The following is a 24,112-nucleotide window of genomic DNA, read 5'->3' as shown; positions in this document are numbered from 1 at the left end:
GGCCACACTGGGCGCACACCGACGAGAGAGGCTCCCGCACCATGCCGCCGTACCGCCGCTCCCTCCCCTGCCTCGCCCTCACCGGCGCCGTCGCGGCGCTGCTGCTGACCGGCTGCGCGTACCGGGAGCGGGTCTGCCCGCCCGACCACTACCCCGTGCTCGCGGTGAACAACTCGGGCGGCGACTGCGTCCCCGACGGCGAGGAACCCGGGGAGGGCTGGGCCCGCTACCCGGAGGGCAAGGTCCCCGAGTACGTAGGCGACGAGTGGGACCGCTACTGGGACGACAAGACCCTCGACGAGCGGGGCCGGATCGTCCCGCAGCCCGCGGTCTGAAGTTCGAGGGCTACCCGGAGGTCGGCGAACGCGGCGATCGCTTCGTCGTGCCAGCCCCCGCCCCCTCCCCCGGATACGCCACCGCCCCCGGGGGCCGGCGGCTGCCGGTCCGGGGGCGGTACGTGTGCGGTGAGGGGTTACGACAGGAAGTCGCGGGCGATGTTCGCCGCCTGGCGCTCCAGCAGGGGTCCCGCCTCCGCGATGCACTTCGCCGTGTCCGGCTCCAGGTCCGTCAGCGGGTAGGCGCGGCGGATGCCGGCCCTGCCGAGGGCCTCGGGCTGGAGGGCGAGGCGGCCGCAGACCGCGACGACCTCGATGCCGGCGGCGCGGGCGGCCGCCGCGACACCGGCGGGGGCCTTGCCGTGGAGGGTCTGCTCGTCGAGGGAGCCCTCGCCGGTGATGACGAGGGTCGCGCGGTCGAGCGCGGGGCCGAAGCCGAGGACGTCCAGCATGACCTCGATGCCGGCGCGGAAGCTCGCGCCGAGGCCGACCAGCGCGCCGTAGCCGATGCCGCCGGCCGCGCCCGCGCCCGGGGAGGCGGCGAGCTCGGTGGCCCGGGGGCCGATGGCGTCGGCGAGGACCTCGGCGAAGTGGGCGAGGGCCGCGTCGAGCTCGGCCACGTCCTCGGGCGAGGCGCCCTTCTGCGGCCCGTACACGGCGGGCGCGCCCTTCGGGCCGGTCAGCGGGTTGTCGACGTCGCTCGCGAGGACCAGCTCCACGTCCTTGAAGCGGGCGTCGAGGCCCGACAGGTCGGCGGTCGCGAGGTCGCGCAGGGCGCCGCCGCCCGGGCCGACGGGCTTGCCGTCCGCGTCGAGGAAGCGCGCGCCGAGGGCGGCGAGCATGCCGGCGCCGCCGTCGGTGGTGGCGCTGCCGCCCACGCCGAAGACGATGGTGCGCGCGCCCGCGTCGAGCGCGGCGGCGAGCAGCTCGCCGGAGCCGTACGTGGTGGAGGTCAGCGGCGCGAAGACACCCTCGGGCAGCAGCTGGAGGCCGGAGGCCTCCGCCATCTCCACCACGGCCGTGGTGTCGCGCAGCGCGTACGCGGCGGTCACCGGCTCGCCGAGCGGGCCGGTGACCCGTACCTCACGCCGTTCGAACCCGGCCGCGACGGCGGCCGCGACCGTGCCGTCGCCGCCGTCGGCTACGGGCAGGGTCTCCACCTCGAGCCCGGGGACGACGTGCCGGAGCCCGGCCGTCACCCGCTCCGCGACCTGTACGGCCGTGAGCGAACCTTTGAACTTGTCAGCCGCGACGAGTACACGCGCGGCCTCAGTTACTGCTCCGTCCGTCACCCTTGCATCCCTTGCTATCGAACAGGCAGTCGCGCCGAGGCCGACCCTATCCGTACTGCCGGAGGCTGTGCCACCCCTGTCCGGCGTACGGACCCGCTGGTCAGGCCCGTGACCAGGGCCAGTGGGCCGCCCGCCCGGCCTCCAGCAGCGGCACCATCCGGAAAGCCGCGTCCGTCAGGCCGCCGAAGGTGTGCCGGTTGTCCCGGCCGGAGGGCGCGTGGCCGGGGCGGTAGCCCGCGAGGTTCCAGGTGTAGACCGGCACGTCCGCCGGGACCTGCGCGGTCGGGTCGCCGTAGTGGCTGTAGGTGGCCTGCTCGTCGGTGACGATCAGCACCCGGTCGTGGCCGCGGTAGTGCGCGCGTACGGCCTCGGTGGTGTTGGTGCCGCCCAGGTCGCCGAAGCGGTCCAGCACCTTCAGCACGGACTCGCCCGCGCGGCACTCCACGCGGCTGCTGGTGGTGCCGAACTGCACCAGGTCCGCGTCGGCGGCGCGCAGCGCCAGCGCCGTGCCGAAGACGGCGGCCGCGTCCGCGCGGTTCAGCTCCGAGCGGGCGGACAGCGGCTCCCACATCGAGCCGGAGCGGTCGACCAGGACGAGGGTGCGGCCGGGCAGCGCCGGCACGTTGGCCAGCGAGTGGCCGAGTGCCTGCTCCAGCGGGTAGGACCAGCGCAGCGAGGGCGCGTGCTGGTACGCCGCGAGGTAGCGGAACGGGAACTGCCGGGAGGCGGCGACGGTCTCCGGGTCGGAGATCTTCGCCGCGACGCGCGCGGCGACCTCGTCGCTGACGCCCGCCTGGTCGAAGTTGCGCAGGTTGCGCAGCAGGGCCATCACGCCCATGGAGGGGATGACCGCCTCCCAGGCGGCGGCGTCCAGCGGGCCCTGGAGCCAGCCGGCGAGGGCCTCCCAGGTCATGCCCGCCTCCGCGAGCCGCTCGGCCCCGCCCGGCCCGGTGACCACGGCGCGGCGCTCGGCGACCGGCAGCTCCATCAGCGCCCGGTGGGCGGTGAGCATGCGGTGCGAGGCGGGCGGGAGCGCGGTCTCCGGGTGGTGGCGGCGGTCGAGGGCGTACCGGAACAGCTCGCCCTGCCACGGCTGCTTCGCCGGGTCGGGCGCGGCGTGCACGAGGTTGAGGATGTCGCCGAAGCGGTAGCCCTTGGCGGCCGTGTCGTACTTCAGCAGCGACCGGGCGGTGTAGAGGCGCCGGACAGCGTCCGCGATGCCCCGCTTGACCGGCTTGGGCACGTTGCGCCCGTACCGGGAGGTCCAGTAGCCGAGGAGCTCGCCGGGCTCGTCGGCGCGCTGCAGGACGGAGGCGATGACCTGGCGGCCCGTGGGGCCCTCGGTGGCGCCGGCGTCGAGGCGTGCCTTGACGTACTCGGCGGCGCCGACGAGGGAGGCGGTCCGCAGGTTGCCCTCGCCGCGCAGCCAGCCCAGCAGTCCGGCGGTCCACTCGGGGTCTTCGACGGCGAGCGTGCGGACGAGCGCGGCGAACCGGTCGTCGCGGTCCTCGGCGGACTCGTAGAAGGTGTTCTGCGTGACGAAGTTGGCGACGGCCAGCAGGAACAGCTCGGAGCGCGGGTCGCGCAGCACGCCGGTGCCGCCCTGGTGGGTGGTGGCGCTACCGGTGGAGCGCACGGGCGAGACCGCGCGGGCCACGGCGACCGCGGCGGCCACGGCGGCCGAGGCACGGGTGTTGAAGCGGGCCATGATGTGGTGAATCCCCCCGAATTCGGTGGGGACGCGCGGCAGAGCGCACCGCCGCGCCTCCCGAGATCAAAGTGGCCGCGGCGTGCGTTCTCTACAGGAAGGAGCCGCGGTCCGGCGCACCGGGAGGTGCGTGACGTACAGGTGTCCAGAGATCGAGGTCGGCGGAACCGACAGTGGTGCTCTACCAACTGAGCTACACCGGCCCGAAGCCGGTGACGGGACTCGAACCCGCGGCCGCCCCATTAACAGTGGAAGTAGGTCCTGCCTTCGCACCTGGACGTTGATCACTGTAGGCAGTCACCTGTTCGAGCGCCACGGATTATCCGCGAGCCGGTTCCGGGAACGTTTCGCCTGGTCGACGGCGGTTAGGCTGGCCGTCGTGAGCGACTACGCAACGTACATCGCCGGTCTGCCCCGCGTTCTGGCCGGGGCCGCCGCGCTCTTCCGGGACGCGGAGGGGCGCGTGCTGCTCGTCGAGCCGAACTACCGTGAGGGGTGGACGCTGCCCGGCGGCACCATCGAGTCGGACGCGGGCGAGACCCCGCGGCAGGCGGCCCGGCGGGAGACGCTGGAGGAGATCGGCCTCGACGTGGAACTGGGCGCGCTGCTCGCGGTGGACTGGGTGCCGGGGCCCGGGCGGCCGCCGATCGTGTCGTACGTGTACGACGGGGGTGTGCTCAGCGGGGAGCAGTTCCGGGCGATCCGCCTCCAGGAGGAGGAGCTGGTCTCCTGGAAGCTGGTGGAGCGCGCGGAGCTGCCGACGTACCTGCTGGGCGCGCTCGGTCCGCGCGTGCTGCACGCCCTCGACGCGCTGGCGGACGGCGGGGGCCCGGTGGAGCTGGAGCACGGGCGCCCGCCGCGCGCGAGGTAGCCGCTGACCGCCGCCGGAAAAGGCGTTCGCGGGGGCGGCCGGGTGCTGCTTACGCTCGCGGCATGACTCTCGTCGCGATCCTCAGCGGTGCCGGCATCTCCACGGACTCGGGCATCAGTGACTACCGGGGCCCGAACGGCCTGTGGCGGCGCGATCCGGATGCGGAGAAGCTCGTCACGTACGACTATTACATGGCCGATCCTGAGATCCGGCGCCGCTCGTGGCGGATGCGCCGCGACAGCGCGGCCCTGCGGGCCGAGCCGAACGCCGCCCACCGGGCCGTCGCCGAGCTCGAGCGCACCCCCGGCTTCGCGGTGCGGGTGCTCACGCAGAACGTGGACGGCCTCCACCAGCTGGCCGGGATGCCCGACCGCAAGGTGCTCGAACTGCACGGCACCGCGCGGGCGGTGGTGTGCACCCGCTGCCATGCGCGCTCCTCGATGGCGGACGCGCTGGCGCGGGTGGAGGCGGGTGAGGAGGACCCGGCGTGCGAGGCGTGCGGCGGGATCCTGAAGTCGGCGACGGTGATGTTCGGGGAGCGGCTCGACCCGGTGGTGCTGGGCGAGGCGATGTCGATCGCCAAGGCGGCCGAGGTCTTCCTCGCGGTCGGTTCGACGCTCCAGGTGCAGCCGGCCGCCTCGCTGGCGGGCATCGCGGCCGAGCACGGGGCGCGGCTGATCATCGTGAACGCCGAGCCGACGCCGTACGACGCACTCGCCGACGAGGTCGTACGGGAGCCGATCGGCACGGCGCTGCCGGAGTTGCTGGGGCGGCTGCCGAGCTGAGGAGGGATGTCCTGCGGAGCCGGGGGAAATCTGCGGTCAGTCGGGCAGCGCCAACAGGCGGCCCTCGGCGACGAACGCGACGTCGCCGCCGACCTTCACCGAGTGGATGTGCTCCCCGTGGCCGTGCGCGCTGACCAGCATGCGGCTGGGCCGGTCGGTGAACCGCCCCTGCCGCAGGACCACCTCCTCGCCGTCGCCGGTCCGGGCGTGGCGGCGCAGGTAGGCGGCGGCGCAGCCGGCGCCGCTGCCGGTGGCGACGTCCTCGGTGCGTCCGTCGTTGGTCCAGTGCCTGGCCTCCAGGGCGGCCGCGTCGATGAGGTAGGCGTACTGGGCGCCGAGCCCGGCCAGTCGGGCCGAGAGGTCCGCGTCGATCCGGGCGCGGGCCAGTGCGCCGGGGCGGACCGGCAGGACGAGGTAGCGCAGGCCGGTCGACACGACCTCCGGCGGCAGGTCCGCATCCAGGTCGCCGGCGTCCAGCGAGAACCACGACGCGAGGTCGTGCGCGACCGCAGCGTCCGCCTCAGCCGCCGCGTCCGCCACAGCCGCCTCAGCCGCCACGGCCGGTCGGCCGAGGAACGCGGCCGGCCCCTGGTCCAACACGCTCGCGTACCGCGTCGCCCCGCGCCGCCGCGTCGCGACCTCCACGGTGCGGGCCTTCAGCCGCAGCGACCAGGTCTCGCTGTCGCCGGCGCCGTGCAGGGCGTGCAGGACGCAGGCCGCCCCGATCACGGGGTGCCCGGCGAAGTCGAGCTCCTCGACGAGGTCGAAGACCCGCGCCGTCCAGCCGCCGTCCGCCGTGTCGTCCGGGGCGAGGAAGACGGATTCGAAGTGCCGTAACTCCTTGGTGATCCGCTGCATCTGATCACCGCTCAGCCGCGAGGCGTCGGGGAAGACGGCGAGGCTGTTGCCGCTGTAGGGGCGGCCGCTGAAGACGTCGACGTGGAGATAGCGCATGCGAGGGACGCTAGTGCTCCGACAGCGGAGGTTCCACACCGTTGTTCCGACGACGCCGAACAGGGGCCTGGACGCCGAAGCCGCCACGGGGACGGCCGCTAGAAGAGCGCGTCGGGCTCGAGGACACCGCTCTCGAACGCGAGCAGGCGCTGCTTGCGCTCCAGGCCGCCGCCGTAGCCGGTCAGGCCGCCGCTCGCGCCGATGACCCGGTGGCACGGGACGATGATGCCGATGGGGTTCTTGCCGTTGGCCAGGCCGACCGCGCGGGAGGCTCCGGGTTTGCCGAGGGCCACGGCCAGTTCGCCGTACGAACGGGTCTCGCCGTACGGGATCTTCCGCAGCTGCTCCCAGACGCTGCGCTGGAACGGTGTGCCGTCGAGGTGCAGCGGCAGGTCGAAGACGGTGAGCTCGCGCGCGTAGTAGGCGTCGAGTTGGCGGACGGCCTCGGCGAAGGGGCGCGGGTCCGGGTCGCCGAAGTTCTCCTCCGGGGGGCGGTGGCGCTGGTCGGTCATGTAGAGCCCGCTGAGGACCCCGTCGGTGGCGACGAGGGTGAGGAGGCCGTACGGGCTGTCGACCACGGTGTGCTGGCGGTGCATCGGATGGCTTCCTTCGAGTCGTTACGCGGGCAGGTGGTTGATCGGGTGGCTGTCGGTGGCCCACAGGTACTGGACGGCGTACGCGCGCCAGGGACGCCAGGCGGCGGCGCGTGCCGTCAGCGCGGCGGGGGTCGAGGGCAGGCCGAGCCCCGCGGCGGCGCGGCGGACGCCGAGGTCCGTGGGGAGGAAGGCGTCCGGGTCGCCGAGGGCGCGCATCGCGATGGCCTCGACCGTCCAGGGGCCGAAGCCGGGGAGCGCGGCGAGGCGGGCGCGGGCCTCGTCCCAGTCGGTGTCCAGGCCGAGCCGGAGCGAGCCGCCGGCGAGGGCGCCGACCAGGGTGGTGAGCGTGGCGCGGCGGCTGCGCGGCAGGGCCAGGGCCTCCGGATCGAGGGCGGCGAGCGCCTCGGGGCCGGGGAAGAGGTGCGTGAGGCCGCCTTCGGGGTCGTCGACGGGGGTGCCGTGCGCCGTGACGAGCCGTCCGGCGTGGGTGCGGGCGGCGGCGGTGGAGACCTGCTGGCCGAGGACCGCGCGTACGGCGAACTCGGCGGCGTCGACGGTGCGGGGGACCCGGCGGCCGGGGGCCTTGTCGACGAGGGCCGCCAGCAGCGGGTCGGTGCGCAGTTGGTCGTCGATGGCGACGGGGTCGGCGTCCAGGTCGAGCAGGCGGCGGCAGCGGCTGATGGCGAGGGTGAGGTCGCGCGGGTCGGTGAGCGAGAGGCGGCAGGCGATGTAGTCGGGGCGGGGCGCGAGCGCGACGATGCCGTGGCCGTGCGGCAGGGCGAGGGTGCGGCGGTAGGCGCCGTCGCGCCACTCCTCGACGCCGGGGACTGCGGTGGCGGCCAGGTGCCCGAAGAGGTTGCCGGGGTTGAGGGGGGCACGGTAGGGCAGCCGCAGCGCGATCACGCCGGGGGTGTGGGGCGTCTTCGCCGCGCTGCGGGCCGCCCGGGCGCGCAGCTCGCTCGGGGCGAGGGCGAAGACCTCGCGGACGGTGTCGTTGAAGGTGCGGATGGAGGCGAACCCGGCGGCGAACGCCACGTCCGCCATGGGCAGCTCGGTCGTCTCGATGAGCAGCCGCGCCGTCTGGGCGCGCTGGGCGCGGGCGAGGGCGAGCGGTCCGGCGCCGAGCTCGGCGAGGAGCTGGCGCTCGATCTGCCGGGTCGAGTAGCCGAGCCGGGCCGCGAGCCCGGGCACGCCCTCGCGGTCGACGACCCCGTCCTGGATGAGGCGCATGGCACGGGCGACGGTGTCGGCGCGGGCGTTCCACTCGGGAGATCCGGGGCTGGTGTCGGGGCGGCACCGCTTGCAGGCGCGGAAGCCGGCCTGCTGGCAGGCGGCGGCGCTGGGGTAGAAGGTCATGTTCTCGGGCTTGGGCGGCACGACCGGGCAGCTCGGCCGGCAGTAGATCCGGGTGGTGAGGACGGCCGTGAAGAACCAGCCGTCGAACCGGGCGTCCTTGGAGCGGACGGCCCGCACGCAGCGATCGGTGTCGGTGTGCATGACGGTGTGCATGGTCCAAGCATTCAGCAGCGGAGCGCGCGGGGCTGGCGGGAATACGACACCATCCTCGCACTGCCTGCACGCTCGCGCGTCGCCTGCTCCGGGTCAGCTGCCGGCCCGGGTTCCTGTCGCCGGGCTACTCGTCGCCGGGTGACTTGTCGCCGGGCTACTCGTCGCCGGGTTACTTGTCGCGTACGTGTGCGGCGGCCAGCTCGGCCTCCCTGATCACGGTGTCGGTGTCGACGTCGACGAGCGCGCCGTGCGCCTTGCGCAGGCGGCCGTCCACGAAGACGTGGCTGACGTTGGGGGGCTGGCCGTTGAGGACGATCTGGCTGATCCAGTCGAAGCGGGGCGCGAAGTTCAGGGTGCCCGGGTCGAGGACGACCACGTCCGCGCGTTTGCCGGGGGTCAGGGAGCCGACGCGGTCGTCCATGCCGACGCACTCGGCGCCGCCCAGGGTCGCCATGCGCAGCACCGCCGGGATGGTGGGGTGTACCCCGGCGTCCTGGTGCAGGGCGCGCTGGAGTCCCACGGCCGCCTTCATCACGTTGAACATGTCGGAGGTGTCGTTGGTGCCGCCGTCGTGGCCGAGCCCGGCCTTCACGCCGCGCGCGTGGAGGGCGGGCAGGCGCATGATGCCGGAGGCGAGGCGCATGTTGCTGAGGGGGCAGTGGGCCACGCGGACGTCGTGCTCGGCGATGAGGCCGATCTCGTCGTCGGTGAGGTGGATGGCGTGGTTCATCAGCAGGTCGGGGCCGAAGGCCCCGGCGAGGCGGAGGGCGCCGATCGGGTCGTCCCTGCGGTCGACGGGGTGTTCGAGGACGTGGGAGTTGAACATCACCCCGAGGTCGCGGGCGATCTCGTGGAAGCGGCGCAGGCGGTTGACCGCGTACATGCCCGCGTGGACGGACACCTGCGCCGAGGCGAGCGGCAGCGGGTCGAGCAGCTCCTTCTTCACGCGGGGTACGAGGTCGGCGTTGGCCTCGCTCTGCATCATCGCGTAGACGAAGCGGAGCCCGGAGTCGTCGAGCGCCTGGACGTAGCGCTCGCTGGTGGCGTACGGGATGGGGTGGACCCAGTCGACGAGGGTGGTGACACCGGCTTGGAGCGCGTCGAGGGCGGCGAGGCGGACGAAGCGGTACATGTCGTCGGGGCCGATACGGGCGAGGGTCGCGCTGTTGCAGTCGGCGAGCCAGCCGTACAGGTCCTGGCTGGAGCAGCCGCCGCGGATGCTGGACTGCCACAGGTGGTTGTGGATGTCGACGAATCCGGGCAGCACCATGCGGCCGGTCACGTCGATCACGCGCGCCCCGGTCGGCGTGGCGAGCCGCCGGCCCACGGCGGCGATGGCGCCGTCGCGCAGCAGCACGTCGGCGTGGCGGAGGGTGCCGAGGGGGCCGTCCCCGATGCCGGGGTCCATGGTGAGGACGAGCTCCGCGCCGCGGAGCAGGGTGGTGTGCGGCCGGTCGGGTCTCTGCTCTCCCTGCTGGGGCTGTCTGCGGGAGGCGGGGCGGGCGGCGCCGGTCAGACCTGCCGTCAGTCCGCCCATGAGGGGGACGGTGCCGAGACCGGCGAGGACGGTGCGGCGACGCGGGTGGCCGGATGCGGAGTGGGGGGACTCGGGGTGGGCGGACTCGGGGTGGGCGGACTCCGAGGAAAGGGAGTCGGCGAAGAGGGAGTCGGCGGAGAGGGGTTCGGAGTGGGGGGATGCGGGACGGGGGGATTCCTGGCGGGGGGATTCCGTCATGGGGGTTATATCCCGCGCCGGCACCGCGCGGAAAAGCCCAATTCCGGCCGGGGGGACGCGTCTTACCCGGCCGCGTGACGGTTGGTGGCTAGAGTCGCGCGTGTGGCGGATTCGGACCTCGGCTTTTTCACGGACCTGCTCGACTATCCGATGTACGTGGTGACGGCCGCGGCACACGGGGAGCGGGCCGGCTGTCTGGTGGGCTTCGCCTCGCAGTGCTCGATCCATCCGGTTCGCTTCATGGTGTGGCTGTCCACCGCCAACCGGACGTACCGGGTGGCCCGCCACGCGACCCACCTCGGTGTGCATCTGCTCGACCGCGAACAGCTCGAACTGGCGCGGCTGTTCGGGAGCCGGACGGGCGACGACGACGTGGACAAGTTCGCGCGGGTCGCGTGGGAGGCCCGGCAAGGTGACACACCCGTGCTGCGGGACGCCCCCGCGTGGTTCGTGGGCCGGGTGCGGGAGCGGCTCGACGGCGGGGACCATGTGGGCTTCCTCCTGGACCCCGTGGAGGAGTCGCCGTCGGTGCCGGGCGGCCGGCCGCGCCCGCTGATGTTCGGCGACACGAAGGGACTGGAGCCGGGCCACCCGGCCTGAGTCCGCACCCTCGGGCTTTCCGGTCGGTGTTCCGAGCGGTGTCCTCGGCGTTCGCGGGTACGCGCGCTGGCGGGAGGACAAACCGGCGAAAGGAGACACCATGAAGGACTCCTCGATGAGGGCGGTGGGCTGGGCCAGGTCGTTTCCCATCACGGGAGGCGTCCGCGCGGGACGGCGCTGGGCGCGCGAGCACCTGGAGACGCTGGGGTGGACGGAGTACGCCGCCGAGACGGTCGACGACATCCTGCTCACCGTGTCGGAGCTGATCACCAACGCGCACGTCCACGCCCACAGCACCGCGCACCTCGTCCTGACCTGGGACAACCGCTGCCTGCACGTCAGCGTCCACGACTCCGGCGGCGGCGTGCCGACGCCCCGCTCGCCTGACACCACGTCACCGGGCGGCCGGGGCCTCGCGCTCGTCGACGCGGTCTGCGACCACTGGCACTCCCACGCCCGGGAGGACGGAAAGACCATCACGGCGTGTTTCACCCCGCCGAGCCCGCCTTCCGCCGGGCCGCGGGACGGGGGCGTGTGACGCGGGGCGCGTGACGGCGGAGATCCAAGGCTGAGGGGCTGAGGAGGAGCCCTCGACAGGGCAGCTCCGTTCGGTATGTCGCACATCGTTCGTAATTTTGTCAGGACCATTGACGGCGCATTTTCAGCCGGTCTACGGTCCCGTTCGAATTCGCGAGCAGCATTCGTCATATCGAACATCCGGGGGCGCCGGGACGCGTCCCCGTGCCCAAGGAGTCGCTGCCCATGCCCGGACGCCGTCGTCACTCCCCCGGCCCGCGCGCCGCCCTCACCGCCGCCGCGTGCGCCGCCCTGCTGCTGGGCCCGCCGCCCACCGCGCACGCCGCGGACCACCGCACCGCACGCCACCTCGTGACGGGTTCGGTCACGGGTGACATCGAGGTCCACGACCCGTCCGCGATACGGCTGAAAGACGGCACGTACGTCGTCTACTCCACGCACAACGGCATCGAGGCCCGCACCTCCGCCGACGGCCGCCACTGGCGGCGGGCGGGCGCGGCCTTCCGCTCGACGCCCGCGTGGTGGCGCGCGTACTCCGCCGAGAGCGACCCCTGGGCGCCCGAGGTCCTCCACCGGGGCGGCACGTACTGGCTGTACTACGCCGTCTCGTCGTTCGGCTCCAACCACTCCGCCATCGGCCTGGCCACCTCCCCCACCGGGCGGCCCGGCACATGGGAGGACCGGGGAGTGGTGTTCTCGTCCAGCACCGCGGACGACTACAACGCCATCGATCCGGGTGTCATCCAGGGCGGCGGCAGGCTGTGGATGTCCTTCGGCTCGCACTGGACCGGCATCCGCATGGTCGAACTCGACCCGCGCACCGGCAAGGCGCGCCCCGGCGCCCCGGTGCACCACCTGGCGACCCGCCCGGACGCGCCGTACGCCGTCGAGGCCCCGGCCATCGTCAAACGGGGCCCGTACTACTACCTCTTCGTGTCGTACGACCGCTGCTGCGCCGGCACCGACTCGACGTACAACATCCGTGTCGGGCGCGCCACTTCGCCCACCGGCCCCTACACCGACCGGGACGGTACGCCGATGACCGAGGGCGGCGGCGAGCTGCTGCTCGCCTCGCGGGGGCGGTACGTCGGGCCCGGCGGGCAGTCCGTCCTGCGCGAACCGGGCGGCCGGGACGTGCTCGTCCACCACTACTACGACGGCGAGGACGGCGGTGTCCCCAAGCTCGCCCTGCGCACCCTGCGCTGGGACGACGCCGGCTGGCCCGCCGTCGGCCGCTGACCACCGCTCTCCTCCTCCCTCCCCCTCCCTTCCCCGACATCGAAAGGCCACCATGTCCCGCTCCGCCCCCGCCCCCGGTACCGCGCGCTTCACCCTGGACCCCGCCTTCACCGTGGGCGAGGTCAGCTCCCGGCTCTTCGGCTCCTTCGTCGAGCACCTCGGCCGCTGCGTCTACACCGGCATCTACGAGCCCGGCCACCCCAGCGCCGACGAGGCGGGGCTGCGCACCGACGTCCTGGAGCTGATCCGCGAACTGGGCGTCACCACGATCCGCTACCCCGGCGGCAACTTCGTCTCCGGCTACCGCTGGGAGGACTCGGTCGGGCCGGTCGAGGCGCGGCCGCGCCGCCTCGACCTCGCGTGGCGCTCCACCGAGACCAACCGCTTCGGGCTCAGCGAGTTCATGGCGTTCCTGCAGAAGGTCGGCCCGCAGGCGGAGCCGATGCTCGCCGTCAACCTCGGGACGCGTGGGGTCGCCGACGCCCTCGCGCTCCAGGAGTACGCCAACCACCCCTCCGGTACGGCCCTTTCGGACCTGCGCGTGTCCCACGGGGACAAGGACCCCTTCGGCATCCGGCTGTGGTGCCTGGGCAACGAGATGGACGGCCCCTGGCAGACGGGCCACAAGACCGCCGAGGAGTACGGCCGACTGGCCGCCGAGACGGCGCGCGCCATGCGCCAGATCGACCGCGACGTGGAGCTCGTCGCCTGCGGCTCCTCCAGCCGGGCCATGCCGACCTTCGCCGCCTGGGAGGCGGCGGTGCTCCAGGAGACGTACGACCTGGTCGACTACATCTCCCTGCACGCGTACTACGAGGAAGTGGACGGTGACCGCGACTCGTTCCTCGCCTCCGCCGTCGACATGGAGTCCTTCATCGAGAACGTCGTGGCCACCTGCGACCACGTGGGCGCCCGGCTGAAGTCGCCGAAGCGGATCAACCTCTCCTTCGACGAATGGAACGTCTGGTACATGAGCCGTTTCCAGGAGGAGGCGGACGCCAGTCCGCTGGACTGGCCCGAGGCGCCGCGCCTGCTGGAGGACTCCTACAGCGTCACCGACGCGGTGGTGTTCGGCTCGCTGCTGATCACCCTGCTGCGGCACGCCGACCGCGTCACCGTGGCGTGCCTGGCCCAGCTGGTGAACGTCATCGCCCCGATCATGACCGAGCCGGGCGGGCCGGCCTGGCGGCAGACCACCTTCTTCCCCTTCGCGCAGGCCGCCCGCCACGGGCGCGGCGAGGTGCTGGACGTACGGGTGGACGCGCCGCGCCAGCGGACGGCGAAGTACGGCGAGGTGCCGCTGCTGCACGCCACCGCCGTACGGGACCCGGAGACCGGGGCCGTCACCGTCTTCGCCGTCAACCGGAGCCAGAGCGCGCCGCTGCCGCTCCGGGTCGCGCTCGGCGGGCTGGGCGTCGGCGGGGTCGTGGAGCACAGCGTGCTCGCCGACGCCGACCCGGACGCGCGCAACACCCTCGCCGAGCCCGAGCGGGTCGTCCCGCACGCGGGCGAGGGCGCCCGGGTGGCCGACGGCGCACTGGAGGTCACCCTCGAGCCGCTGTCCTGGACGATGCTCCGGCTCGCCTGAGCTCGTCCCCCCTCCCCCGCGCCCCCTGTCCCCCGTCCCCCGTCCCCCCTGTCCCGTTCCCGAGAGACGAGCTTCATGAGACCACCTCACCTCAGCCGGCGCGGCGCCCTGGCAGCGGCGGCCGCCGCCACGACCGCCGCGCTGGCCGGCGGCTGTGCCGCACCCTCCGCCGCGGCCGGGGGCCGGACCCGGCTGCGCTTCTGGCACCTGTTCGGCGGCGGCGACGGCGTCACCATGCAGGCCATGCTCGACGCCTTCCGCGCCGACCACCCCGGGATAGCCCTGGAGGCGGCGACCCTGCAATGGGGTGCCCCGTACTACACGAAGCTCGGCATGGCGGGGGCGGGCGGCCGCGCCCCCGAGCTGGCCGTCCTCCACCTCGCCCGCCTCGCCGGGTTCGCCCCCGGGCGGCTGCTCGACCCCTTCGACCTGGACCTGCTCGGCGAACTCGGCGTCCGCGCCGCCGACTTCCCGTCCGACATCTGGCGGCGCGGCCAGGCCGGCGGCAAGCAGTACGCCGTACCCCTGGACACCCACCCGGTGGTCCTCTACTACCAGACCGAGGTGTGCGAGAAGGCGGGCCTGCTGGAGGGCGGCGGTGACCGGCGCACGCTCAAGCCCCTCCGCAGCGCGGCCGAGTTCGCCGACGCGCTGCGGGCGGCGAAGAAGGCCACCGGGCAGCCCGGGCTCGTCACGGAGACCCTGGGTCCGGACTGCATCACACCGTGGCGGCTGTTCGCCACGTTCTACTCGCAGACCGGCGGCCGGGTGCTCTCCGAGGACGGCAGGCGGCTCGTCCTGGACGACGCCAAGGCGCTGACGGTGCTGGAGTTCATGGCCCGGCTCGTCGAGGAGGGGCTGTGGGTGCGGCGCGCCGACTACGCGGCGTCCGTCGGCATCTTCAACGGCGGGAAGACCGCGTTCCACCTCAACGGGGAGTGGGAGGTCACGTCCTTCCGCATCACCGGTCTGAAGTTTTCGATGACCCGCGTCCCGGGGCTCTTCGGCCGGCCCACCGCCCAGGCCGACTGCCACGCCTTCGTCCTGCCGCACATCGCGGGCCGGGGCGGCGCCCCCGACGAGGCGGCGCACACGCTCGTCGCCTGGATGCTGAAACACTCGGTCGCCTGGGCGCAGGGCGGCCACGTACCGGCCTACCTGCCGGTGCTGGACGACCCCGAGTACCTGGCGCTGCACCCGCAGTCCGCCTACCGCGACGTGGTGGACGACGTGGTGCTCGACGACCCGGCGTGGTTCACGGGCTCCGCCTCCCGCATGTGGATCGAGCTGGGCGGCGTCTTCTCCGGCGTCCTCACCGGGTCCCGCACGCCGCGCGGCGCGCTGGCCGAGGCCAAGCGGCGGCTGCGGCGGCTGCTCGACACCCGCGACCCCCTCTCCGGAGCGGCCTCATGAGCACCGTCGGAGTGAGCCGCCGCTGGACCGAACACGGGCTCGTGTTCGTGGCGCCCTTCCTCGCCGTCTACGGGCTGTTCCTGGTGTGGCCGCTGGTCTCGGGCGTCGGGATGAGCCTGACCAGCGAGAACATCACCGCGTCGGGCGCCGCGTTCGTGGGCCTGGACAACTACGCGGAGGCGGTGCGGGACCCCGCGGTGTGGTCCTCGCTGTGGAACACGGTGTGGTTCACCGTGCTGTCCACGGTGCCACTCGTCGTCGTGGGCCTGGGACTCGCGCTGCTGGCGCACCAGTTGCAGGTGGTGCAGTGGCTGTGGCGGCTGAGCTGGTTCGCGCCGTTCCTGCTGCCGTCCGGCGTGGTGTGCCTGCTCTTCGCGCAGATGATCTACCCGTCGGACTTCGGGCTCGCCGACCAGCTGCTGGCCTCGGCCGGCCTGGAGCCGGGCATCGGCTGGCTCACCGACGAGCGCTACGCGATGCTCTCCATCGTCCTGACCACCGTGTGGTGGACCGTCGGCTTCAACTTCCTGCTCTACCTCGCCGCCCTCCAGGCCATCCCGCTCCACCTGTACGAGGCGGCCGAGCTGGACGGCGCGGGCGCGTGGCGCCGGTTGTGGCACATCACGCTGCCGATGCTGCACCGGACCACCGGACTGGTCGTCGTCCTCCAGGTGCTGGCCTCGCTGAAGATCTTCGACCAGGTGTACCTGATGACCGGCGGCGGCCCGGACGACTCCACCCGGCCGATCCTGCAGTACGTCTACCAACAGGGCTTCACCGGCTACCGGATCGGCTACGCGTCGGCGGTCTCCTACCTCTTCTTCGCCCTGATCCTGACCGTCTCCCTGGTGCAGCCATGGCTGTCCCGGCGACGCCGAGCCGAGGAGGCCGCCACGTGAGCGCACCCGCCGTTCCCCGCCCCCGCCCCCGTACCCGCTGGTCCGCGGGCCGGACCGCCCTGTTCGCCGTCGGCCTGCTGCTCGCGGTGGCGTGGCTGCTGCCGCTCGCCTGGGCCGTCGCCACCTCCCTCAAACCGGAGGGCGAGACGACCCGCACCCCGCTGGAGTGGTTCGGCTCCACGGTCACCCTCGACGCGTACGCCAAGGTGTGGGAGTCCGGCGACCTGCTGCGCTGGACGCTCAACTCCGCGTACGTCTCCGTGATGACGACCCTGCTCACCGTGGTGCTGTGCGCCATGGCCGCGTACGGCTTCACGCGCACCGACTTCCGCGGCCGCAAGCTGCTGTACGGGCTGGTGCTCGCCGGCATCATGGTCCCACCGCAGGTGCTGATCGCGCCGCTGTTCGCGGAGATGGTGCAGCTCGGGCTCGTGGACACGTACTGGGGCGTGATCCTGCCGCAGGTGGCCGTGCCGGCGATGGTCTTCATCCTGGTGAAGTTCTTCGAGGGCCTGCCGCGCGAGCTGGAGGAGGCGGCCTTCGTCGACGGAGCCGGGCGGTGGCGGGTCTTCTGGACGATCGTGCTGCCGCTGTCGCGGCCGGTGCTGGCGGCCGTGGCCGTCTTCACCTTCATCTCCACCTGGAACAACTTCCTCTGGCCGTTCCTGGTGACCACCGACCCGAACGGCATGACGCTGCCCGTGGGACTGGTCAACGTCCAGTCGTCGTTCGGTGTGCGCTACGCGCAGATCATGGCGTCCGTGGTGATCGCCGGACTGCCGCTGCTGGTGATCTTCATGTTGTTCCAGCGGCAGATCGTCCGGGGCATCGCGCACACCGGCCTCGCCGGCCAGTGACGCCGCCTCACCATCCCCCTCAAGGAGAAACGCATGAGCCGCACTTCTCCGCACGTTCCCCGTCCGTACCGCCGCCGCCCGCGCCGCACCCTGCTCACCCTCCCCCTCGCGGTGCTGCTCGCCCTCGTCCCCGGGACGGCCTCCGCCTACCCCGCGCCCGGACACGTCACCGGCGACATCGCCGTCCACGACCCGTCGATGCTGCGCGACCCGTCCGGCCGGTACCTGCTGCACTCCACCGGGGAGGGACTCCAGGTGCGGACGTCCACCGACCGGGTCGCCTTCGGCCGGGCCGGGAAGGCCTTCACCACCCGGCCCGGCTGGTGGAAGGAGTACTCCTCCGTCCCGGAGGCGTGGGCACCCGACGTGTCGTACCAGGGCGGGCGGTACTGGATGTACTACTCCGTCTCCTCCTTCGGCTCCAACACCTCCGCGATCGGGCTCGCGGTGTCGTCGACCGGCCGCCCCGGCAGCTGGTCGGACCGGGGCGTCGTCATCGCCTCCCGTACGGGCGACGACCACAACGCCATCGACCCGCACCTGTTCGTGGACGACGACGGCAGGTGGTGGCTGTCGTTCGGCTCGTGGTGGAGCGGTCTGAAGCTGATCCGGATCGATCCGGCCACGGGCAAGCGGCTCGCGGGCGACACCGCGCTCCGCCCGATCGCGGCGCGGCCGGGCGGCGGCGGCATCGAGGCGCCGTTCATCGTGAAGCGGAACGGCTACTACTACCTCTTCGCGTCATACGACCGCTGCTGCGCCGGCGTCGACTCCACCTACCGGATCAAGGTGGGGCGCGCGACCGCCGTGACGGGCCCGTACGTCGACCGGACCGGCACGCCGCTGACGAACGGCGGCGGCACGCCGGTCATGGAGACCCAGGGCCGGTACATCGGCCCCGGCGGCCAGTCGGTGATGCGGGACGTCGACGGCGACCTGCTCGTGTACCACTACTACGACGGCCAGGACGGCGGTCGCTCCAAACTGGGCGTCAACCTGCTGAACTGGAGCGGCGGCTGGCCGACGGCCTACTAGGGCCTGATCCGAAAGACAGGCCCTAAGCCCGGCGTGCGCCCAGGTGCCGGCCGAAGAAGGCGGCCACGTGGTGGCGCACCGCGGGCACGGACACGGCCGGGTCGATCGTTCCGACGAGTTCGGCCCGGCCCTCGGCGGTCATCAGCCCGGCGGCCTGCAGCAGGGGCGCGAAGGCGGCGTAGTCGGTGAACACGCCGTGTGCGGCACCGTCCAGCTGCCGTCGCACGGTGCCTCCCCGCGGGTGCGCGAGCATCGCCGACCAGGAGCGTTCCAGCGCCTTCCGGTCGGTGAAGCCGTCGGTCCCCAGCAGGAGCAGCGGGCGGTCGACGCCGTCCCGGGCGACCGGGAACAGCTCCCCTTCGCGGCCGGGTGCCCCGGCCGGGTGGTCGAGGTAGCCCTCCAGGTTGACCGCCGCGCCGAGGCGGGCGTCCTCGTACAGCGCCTGGGCCGCGGTGGTGCCGCCGGCGGAGTGGCCGTAGATCCCCACGCGGCGCAGGTCCAGGGCGCGTCCGAGGTGGGGCGGCAGCGCGCGGCCCGCCGCGTCGGGGTTCCGCCCGGCCGCCAGCTCCGCCAGCCGGTCCAGGACGAACCGGGTGTCCGCGACGCGGGTGCCGATCACGGTCCGGAAGAGCGCGGGATCGGTGCGGGGGTCCCCGGTGAAGACGGTCTGGCGCAGGACGTCGTCCCGGTACGCGGCCGGGGCCGGGAACTCGACCTCGCTCGCGTCGCCCGGGTGGTCCATGGCCACCACCACGTGGCCGCGCGAGGCCAGTTCCTCGGCGAGCCCGGTGCCGAGGGTGCGGGGGTCGCCGCCGCCCGGGCTGTACAGCAGCACCGGCCGCGGTACGGGCAGCGCGGGCGCGCCCAGGTGGGCGTGGGTCGTGGTGGCCGCCCAGTCCACCCCGGCGCCCGGCAGCTGCGGGCGCATCGCGGGGGCGAGCTCCGCGAAGGACCGCGCGGCGCCCGGCGTCATGTGCGGGGCCCGGGGATACGCGCGGACGGTGCGGGCCGGGTAGAACACCGTGACCATCAGCTCCCGGACGGGGATGCCCGGGTCCCACGGGTCGCGCCGGGAGCGGTCGACGAGATGCAGCGTGACGGCCCCGATCCGGTACGGGCCGGTCGGCGCCGGCAGCCGCGGGACCACATCGCCGCCCTCGGCCCCCGTCCCCGTCCCTGCCCGGGCCCGGGCCCGGGTGGTGCCGCCCAGGGCCATGAGCGCGGTGGCCAGTACGGCCGAGGCGGAGACGGTACGGCGGCTCACCGCGGCGGGGCCTCCGGGCCTTGGCGTGTTCTGCGACATGTCTCTCCTCTGTCCTCTCGGTCACGTCCCGCGCGAGCGCGGGGGCATGACCGCATGCTGCGCGCCGGAGAGGAGCGCGGGCCATCGTTCAGTCCCTGCCCGAAAGGATGGCGTGGCGGCGGGCCTTCCCCGCGGGGGTGAGTGACGCACGCCGCCGCAGCGCGTTAAGCCGTTTGTGTCGAAGACCGTCAACACCACAACCACCGTCACCACCACCGCCGTTCCTGCCGGCGACGCCGACGCGCCGCCCGCTCCGCCGCCGTTCCTGCTGACGACACCGCAGGGCGGGGCGGCGCGCACCCTCCTGTCGTACGTGGCCGCGCTGCCCCTGCCGTCACCCGATGCCCGGCTGCTCGCGGTCGTCCTCGCCATCCGGGCCGCCCGCACCGGCATCGGCAACATCACGGGCATGGACCTGCGGTCGCTGAGGCTGGCCGACCCCGCCGAGGCCGTCGCCGCGCTGAGCGGCCTCGGGTGGCAGGTGCCCGACCGGCTCCTCGACGGGGACCCGGACGTTCCCGTCCCCGTGACGGTGCCGGGCCTCGCCGACGGGACGGATCGGCCCCTGCCGTTCGGCAAGTTCATGCGCTCCCGGGTGTCGGGCTGGACCGTCCGCACCATGAACTCCAAGCCGGTCAAGAAGACGGCGCCGGATGCGCGGCTCGCCGCCCTGTTCCTGGCCGCCCACGCCTCCGCCGAGCTCCACGGGACGGTGCCCGAGGACCTGCCCGAAGCGTGCCGTGCCGCCCTGCCCGACCTGCTGAGCAGGGCGTTCCTCGCCGAGCTCGTGGGTGACCGCTACCGCCTCGCCCCGGGGGTGCGGCACCTCGCCGGCCTGCTGCCCCACCCCGACGACCAGGATCAGCCCGCCGCGGTGCCGTCGCAGCGCGCCCCCGAGGTGCCGGAGGTCGGCCCGGCCGAGTGGGAGAAGTGGAAGGCCGGAGCCAGCCCGGCCCTGCGGCGGCACGCCGAGGCCGTCGAGCACTGCGCCGTGTGCAGGATGCCCCTCGGGCGGGTGGCGACCGCCTTCGTCGCCACCCGCCCCTCGGTCCCGGCGCCGCGGTCCGTACGCGACGCCTACGACGCCTGGCAGGAGAAGCACCCCGACCGCGGCCCGCTGGCCGCGCGGTTCACCGTCGCGTTCCGCGCGGAGCACGGCCACGGCCCCTCCTACACCCAGCTGTGCGCCGGCCTGCGCTGGAAGCTGTCCCGGCATGTGCGCACCGTCGTCGTGGAGCGGCTGCTGGCGGACGGATGGCTCACCGACACCTCCCCCGTGCCGTGGACCCTGCGCCCGGGGAAGACCGCCCAGGCGGCCGGGATCGTCCTTCCGCCGCCCCGGTGAGACACGCTGCGCGACCGGACGGGTGCGTACGGCGAACAGGGCGCGGGCATGGGCGGCGCCCGTCCGGCCGGGGGCGACCGCTTCACCGGACGAAATGGTGGATATCGACTTAACCTGGTGGTACTCACTCTCCAGAGCCTGGGGGAATCATGGAACTCGGCTTCCTCAAACCGCTCTTCGACCGGCCAGGCCCATGGGCTTCCGTCTACCTCGACACCTCGCGCGCGACCGAGGACGCGGCGAAGATGCAGGAGCTCCGCAACCGCGCGGCCGCGTCGCAGCTCATCGACGCGGGTGCCGACGCCTACACCGTGCGGGCGGTGACGGACACGCTCGCCCGTGAACCGGTCTCGGGCGCGCCACCCGGCCGGGCGCTCTTCGCCACGGGCGCCGAGGTCGTGCTGGACGTCCCGCTCTCGGTGCCGCCGCCGTCCACCCAGGCGACCTGGTCGATCCTGCCGCACATCGCGCCGCTCACCGGCCTGCGGGGCGACGAGCCGCGGTGTCTGGTCGCCTACATCGACCACACCGGCGCCGATCTGGAGCTGCGCGACGCGCAGGACCGGCGGGTCGTGGGCCAGGCGCAGGGCAAGGAGTGGCAGGGACGCGGGCACCGCAGCATCCCCGAGGACCGCTACGAGTGGCACTACCGCAACAAGATCGAGAACAGCTGGAACGAGACCGCCGACATCATCGCGGCGGAGGTCGTCCACGCCTGGCAGGAGTGCGGCGCCGATCTGCTGGTCCTGACCGGGGATCCGCGCGAGCGCAGGGCCGTGCACAACCGGCTGCCGGAGCGCGTCCGGGCCGTCACCGCGGAGGCCGGGAACGGCGGCAGGTCGCCGGGGGCCTCGAAGCGGGTGCTCGACCAGCAGATCGCCGAAGCGTGCGAGAGGTTCGCGCGCGCCCGGCTCCAGGACGCCCTCGAACGCTTCTACACGGGGCGCGGCAGGCCGGGTGAACACCGGGAGACCGCCTCCGTCGACACCGGCCCCGGGCAGGCCGCCGAAGGCATGCCGGCGGTCGTCGACGCCGTACGCAGACACCAGGTGGCCACCCTGCTGCTGACGCCGGACGCCTCCGACGCACGCCGGGAGGTGTGGATCGGGCCGGGCGTCGACCAGGTCGCCGTGCAGCGCTCCCAGGTGCGGGCGATGGGGGTCGCCAGGCCCGAGCGTGCGCGCGCCGACGACGCCCTGCTGCGGTCCGCCGCGGCGGCCGCCTGCGAGGTGCTCACCGTCCCCGACGGGATGCGGGGCCCGGCGGGCGGCCTGGGTGCGGTGCTGCGCTGGAGCATGTGACGCCATCCCGGGCGGCGCGGCCGTGCACGCGTACGGCCTCGCCGCCCTGTCTTACGCGGTGCCGCTGCCGCGCAGGCCGGACGGTACGTCGGCCCCGCCCCGGCCACCGGCCTCGGCGGTGGCCGCGGTGGCGGTGGCGGCGGACAGGAGGCGCAGCGCCGCCTCCGACGGCGTACCCGGCTCGGCGCTGTAGGCGAGCAGCCGCTGGCCCGAGGCGTCGGACAGGTGCATGCTCTCGAACTCGAGCTCCATCGGGCCGACGAGGGGATGGTGGAACCGCTTGGCGCCGGAGGTGCAGTTGCGCACCGGGTGGCGGGACCACAGCGCGGCGAACTCGGGGCTGTTCATGGCCAGTTGGCCGATGAGTTCGGCGAGATGCCGGTCGTCGGGGTGGCGGCCGGCGGTCAGGCGCAGCGCGGCGAGCGCCGTCCTCGCCTCCTCCTCCCACTCCGTGTAGAGCTCGCGGGTGTGCGCGTCCAGGAAGAGCATGCGGGTCAGGTTGGGCCGCTGCGTGGGGCTGTCGGGGCTGTCGGGGTCGATGTGCCCGGCGAGCAGCGCGTGTCCCAGGGGGTTCCAGGCCAGGACGTCGTTGCGCCGGTCGAGGACGACGGCCGGCACCTCGCCCATCGCGTTCAGCAGGTTCCGGAGGCCGGGGCGGGCGTGCTCGGGACGCGGGACCTGGGGGCGGCGGGGCCGGGCGGGGCGGGCCAGGTCCTTCAGGTGTGCGCACTCGTCGTCGCTGAGCCGCAGCGCCCGCGCGATGGCGTCCAGGACGGCCTCGGAGGCGTTGGTGCTCTGGCCCTGTTCGAGCCGGGTGTAGTGGGTGACGCTGACACCGGCGAGCAGGGCCAGCTCCTCGCGGCGCAGGCCGGGCACGCGCCTGCGGGTGCCGTGCGGCGGCAGGCCGACGTCCTCCGGGCGCAGTCGGGCGCGGCGGCTGCGCAGGAAGGCTCCGAGTTCCGATTGAGTACCCATGCCGTCCAGTCTCCCCGCCGGGCACGCCGGTTGCGAGCGCTGAGGCTACTCACGTCATGAGTAGTCTCCGGCCTCGTGGTCTCCCCCCGCCTAGCCAGAAGAGAGGTCTGGGTAGCCGGTGGCGCCGGCGCCAAGGTTGTTCCGTCACCGCCTGGTTGGACGAGACGAAGCGAAGGGAGCCCGGACATGTCGGCCGTTGTCGAAGAGGTGAAGTCGGTTGGTGAGGGGAGGAGGGTTGGTCCGTCCCGGATGACGGGGCGGCAGCGGTTGGTGCTGGTGGTGTTGCTGGTCGCGCAGTTCATGCTGGCGGTGGACTTCTCGATCCTGAACGTGGCGTTGCCGGTGATCGGTAACGGGCTGGGGTTCTCGCTGGCGAACCTGCAGTGGATCGCGACCGCGTTCGCCCTGTGCGCGGCCGGGTTCACGCTGCTGTTCGGCAGGGTGGCCGACCTGTTCGGCCGGCGCCGGCTGTTCCTGTTCGGCCTGGCCCTGCTGGGTGTGTCGTCCCTGGTGGGTGGTCTTGCCACCACCCCAGAGGTGCTGATCGCCGCCCGCGTCGCCCAGGGCCTTGCCACCGCCGCCGTCACCCCGGCCGGCCTGTCCCTGCTGACCACCTCCTTCCCCGAAGGCCCCCTGCGCGACAAAGCCCTCGGTTTGAACGGCGCACTGATGTCGGCCGGGTTCACCACCGGCGCCATCCTCGGCGGCGTCCTGACCGACCTGCTCTCCTGGCGTTGGGCGTTCTTCATCAACGTCCCCGTCGCCCTGGCGGTCCTGCTCATCGCCCCCGCGATCATCGCTGAGTCCCGTCCCACCGAGCGTCCCAAGCTCGACGCGCCCGGTGCCATCACCGTCACCGCGGGTCTGCTCGCCCTGGTCTTCGGCCTGACCCAGGCCGGCGAACACGGCTGGACCTCGCCCGTCGCCGCCGGCTTCCTGCTCGCCGGACTCGCCCTCCTCGTCGTCTTCTACGCCGTCGAAGCGAAGTCGGCTTCTCCTTTGGTGCCGGTCACCGTCCTCAAGCGCCGCACCGTGGCCTGGGGCAACATCGCCGGACTGATCGCCTTCGTCACCGAAACATCCCTGGTCTTCCTGATGACCCTCTACCTCCAGGAAGTCCTCGGCTTCTCCCCCCTCGCGGCGGGGCTGTCCTTCGGTGTCCTGGGCATCGGCACCGTCATCGGCGGATCCATCGCCGCGAAGGTCATCGGCAAAATCGGCACCAAGCAGACCCT

Annotated in this window: 22 protein-coding genes and 1 tRNA gene; 14 read left to right on the top strand and 9 right to left on the bottom strand. The window is 73.4% G+C overall.

The genetic code is table 11. The features are described from left to right. The first annotated feature begins 41 nt into the window (after positions 1-41). Positions 42-335 (top strand): SCO0607 family lipoprotein, encoded by a 294-nt coding sequence (locus AC07FJ_RS05000; RefSeq protein WP_479045368.1) that lies wholly within the window; start codon positions 42-44, stop codon positions 333-335. A gap of 137 nt (positions 336-472) precedes the next feature. On the opposite strand, the gene AC07FJ_RS04995 is transcribed toward AC07FJ_RS05000, so the two are convergent. From AC07FJ_RS04995 to AC07FJ_RS04985, 3 genes are all read right to left on the bottom strand, one after another. Then, positions 473-1,627, bottom strand: a complete 1,155-nt coding sequence (locus AC07FJ_RS04995; RefSeq protein ID WP_479045365.1) for a glycerate kinase — start codon at positions 1,625-1,627, stop codon at positions 473-475. Between the two features lie 100 nt (positions 1,628-1,727). Then, a complete protein-coding gene (locus tag AC07FJ_RS04990; RefSeq protein WP_479045362.1) occupies positions 1,728-3,335 on the bottom strand; it encodes a TROVE domain-containing protein in 1,608 nt (535 codons plus the stop codon). Positions 3,336-3,545: 210 nt separating this feature from the next. Then, positions 3,546-3,615 (bottom strand) — tRNA-Asn (locus AC07FJ_RS04985). Positions 3,616-3,714: 99 nt separating this feature from the next. Here AC07FJ_RS04985 and AC07FJ_RS04980 point away from each other — a divergent pair. Together AC07FJ_RS04980 and AC07FJ_RS04975 are read left to right on the top strand one after the other, a co-directional pair. After that, positions 3,715-4,206: an NUDIX domain-containing protein gene (locus AC07FJ_RS04980; RefSeq protein ID WP_479045359.1), complete on the top strand. Its 492-nt coding sequence runs from the start codon at positions 3,715-3,717 to the stop codon at positions 4,204-4,206. A gap of 62 nt (positions 4,207-4,268) precedes the next feature. Beyond that, entirely contained in the window at positions 4,269-4,991 is a 723-nt protein-coding gene (locus tag AC07FJ_RS04975; RefSeq protein WP_479045356.1) for an SIR2 family NAD-dependent protein deacylase, read from the top strand. A gap of 36 nt (positions 4,992-5,027) precedes the next feature. Here AC07FJ_RS04975 and AC07FJ_RS04970 read toward each other — a convergent pair whose 3' ends face one another. The 4 genes from AC07FJ_RS04970 to AC07FJ_RS04955 all read right to left on the bottom strand — a co-directional run bounded on the left by AC07FJ_RS04970 (position 5,028) and on the right by AC07FJ_RS04955 (position 9,785). Continuing rightward, positions 5,028-5,945, bottom strand: coding sequence for a PhzF family phenazine biosynthesis protein (locus AC07FJ_RS04970; RefSeq protein WP_479045353.1), 918 nt, complete (start codon positions 5,943-5,945; stop codon positions 5,028-5,030). Positions 5,946-6,043: 98 nt separating this feature from the next. Next, positions 6,044-6,541 (bottom strand): methylated-DNA--[protein]-cysteine S-methyltransferase, encoded by a 498-nt coding sequence (locus tag AC07FJ_RS04965; protein WP_479045351.1) that lies wholly within the window; start codon positions 6,539-6,541, stop codon positions 6,044-6,046. Between the two features lie 21 nt (positions 6,542-6,562). After that, positions 6,563-8,038, bottom strand: coding sequence for an AlkA N-terminal domain-containing protein (locus tag AC07FJ_RS04960; protein ID WP_479046880.1), 1,476 nt, complete (start codon positions 8,036-8,038; stop codon positions 6,563-6,565). Between the two features lie 181 nt (positions 8,039-8,219). Next, entirely contained in the window at positions 8,220-9,785 is a 1,566-nt protein-coding gene (locus tag AC07FJ_RS04955; protein WP_479045348.1) for an amidohydrolase family protein, read from the bottom strand. A gap of 150 nt (positions 9,786-9,935) precedes the next feature. Between AC07FJ_RS04955 and AC07FJ_RS04950 the strand changes: the two genes are divergently transcribed. The 8 genes from AC07FJ_RS04950 to AC07FJ_RS04915 all read left to right on the top strand — a co-directional run bounded on the left by AC07FJ_RS04950 (position 9,936) and on the right by AC07FJ_RS04915 (position 17,953). Next, the gene (locus tag AC07FJ_RS04950; protein WP_479046878.1) at positions 9,936-10,385 is read left to right on the top strand and encodes a flavin reductase family protein; all 450 of its coding nucleotides are present in this window, start codon (positions 9,936-9,938) and stop codon (positions 10,383-10,385) included. Positions 10,386-10,485: 100 nt separating this feature from the next. Then, entirely contained in the window at positions 10,486-10,923 is a 438-nt protein-coding gene (locus AC07FJ_RS04945; RefSeq protein WP_479045346.1) for an ATP-binding protein, read from the top strand. Positions 10,924-11,147: 224 nt separating this feature from the next. After that, a complete protein-coding gene (locus AC07FJ_RS04940; RefSeq protein ID WP_479045343.1) occupies positions 11,148-12,161 on the top strand; it encodes an arabinan endo-1,5-alpha-L-arabinosidase in 1,014 nt (337 codons plus the stop codon). Positions 12,162-12,213: 52 nt separating this feature from the next. Beyond that, positions 12,214-13,749: an arabinosylfuranosidase ArfA gene (gene arfA, locus AC07FJ_RS04935; protein ID WP_479045341.1), complete on the top strand. Its 1,536-nt coding sequence runs from the start codon at positions 12,214-12,216 to the stop codon at positions 13,747-13,749. Positions 13,750-13,824: 75 nt separating this feature from the next. Further along, positions 13,825-15,162 carry an extracellular solute-binding protein gene (locus AC07FJ_RS04930; protein WP_479045338.1) on the top strand — a complete coding sequence of 446 codons (1,338 nt, stop codon included), beginning with the start codon at positions 13,825-13,827 and terminating at the stop codon, positions 15,160-15,162. Next, positions 15,159-16,061: a carbohydrate ABC transporter permease gene (locus AC07FJ_RS04925; protein ID WP_479045335.1), complete on the top strand. Its 903-nt coding sequence runs from the start codon at positions 15,159-15,161 to the stop codon at positions 16,059-16,061. The genes AC07FJ_RS04930 and AC07FJ_RS04925 overlap by 4 nt, the downstream gene beginning before the upstream one ends. Then, positions 16,019-16,918 (top strand): carbohydrate ABC transporter permease, encoded by a 900-nt coding sequence (locus tag AC07FJ_RS04920; protein WP_479045332.1) that lies wholly within the window; start codon positions 16,019-16,021, stop codon positions 16,916-16,918. Before AC07FJ_RS04925 ends, AC07FJ_RS04920 begins: the two co-directional genes overlap by 43 nt. Before the next feature lie 33 nt (positions 16,919-16,951). Next, positions 16,952-17,953 (top strand): arabinan endo-1,5-alpha-L-arabinosidase, encoded by a 1,002-nt coding sequence (locus tag AC07FJ_RS04915; RefSeq protein ID WP_479045330.1) that lies wholly within the window; start codon positions 16,952-16,954, stop codon positions 17,951-17,953. 22 nt (positions 17,954-17,975) lie between these two features. Here AC07FJ_RS04915 and AC07FJ_RS04910 read toward each other — a convergent pair whose 3' ends face one another. After that, positions 17,976-19,256: an alpha/beta hydrolase family protein gene (locus AC07FJ_RS04910; RefSeq protein WP_479045328.1), complete on the bottom strand. Its 1,281-nt coding sequence runs from the start codon at positions 19,254-19,256 to the stop codon at positions 17,976-17,978. Positions 19,257-19,431: 175 nt separating this feature from the next. Between AC07FJ_RS04910 and AC07FJ_RS04905 the strand changes: the two genes are divergently transcribed. Together AC07FJ_RS04905 and AC07FJ_RS04900 are read left to right on the top strand one after the other, a co-directional pair. Then, entirely contained in the window at positions 19,432-20,601 is a 1,170-nt protein-coding gene (locus AC07FJ_RS04905) for a hypothetical protein (RefSeq protein WP_479045325.1), read from the top strand. Between the two features lie 149 nt (positions 20,602-20,750). After that, complete coding sequence (locus AC07FJ_RS04900; protein WP_479045323.1) at positions 20,751-21,902, top strand: baeRF2 domain-containing protein; 1,152 nt, start codon at positions 20,751-20,753, stop codon at positions 21,900-21,902. 51 nt (positions 21,903-21,953) lie between these two features. Here the strand turns inward: AC07FJ_RS04900 and AC07FJ_RS04895 are convergent, their stop codons facing one another. Further along, positions 21,954-22,877 (bottom strand): helix-turn-helix domain-containing protein, encoded by a 924-nt coding sequence (locus AC07FJ_RS04895; RefSeq protein WP_479045321.1) that lies wholly within the window; start codon positions 22,875-22,877, stop codon positions 21,954-21,956. 249 nt (positions 22,878-23,126) lie between these two features. On the opposite strand from AC07FJ_RS04895, the gene AC07FJ_RS04890 reads away from it, so the two are divergent. Continuing rightward, a partial coding sequence (locus tag AC07FJ_RS04890) for an MFS transporter (RefSeq protein WP_479045318.1) occupies positions 23,127-24,112 on the top strand: 986 nt, incomplete at its 3' end.

This window comes from Streptomyces sp. NPDC045998, from assembly GCF_056430285.1.
Note: the sequence above shows the minus strand (reverse complement) of the source record. Positions and strands in the feature narration are given on the sequence as shown.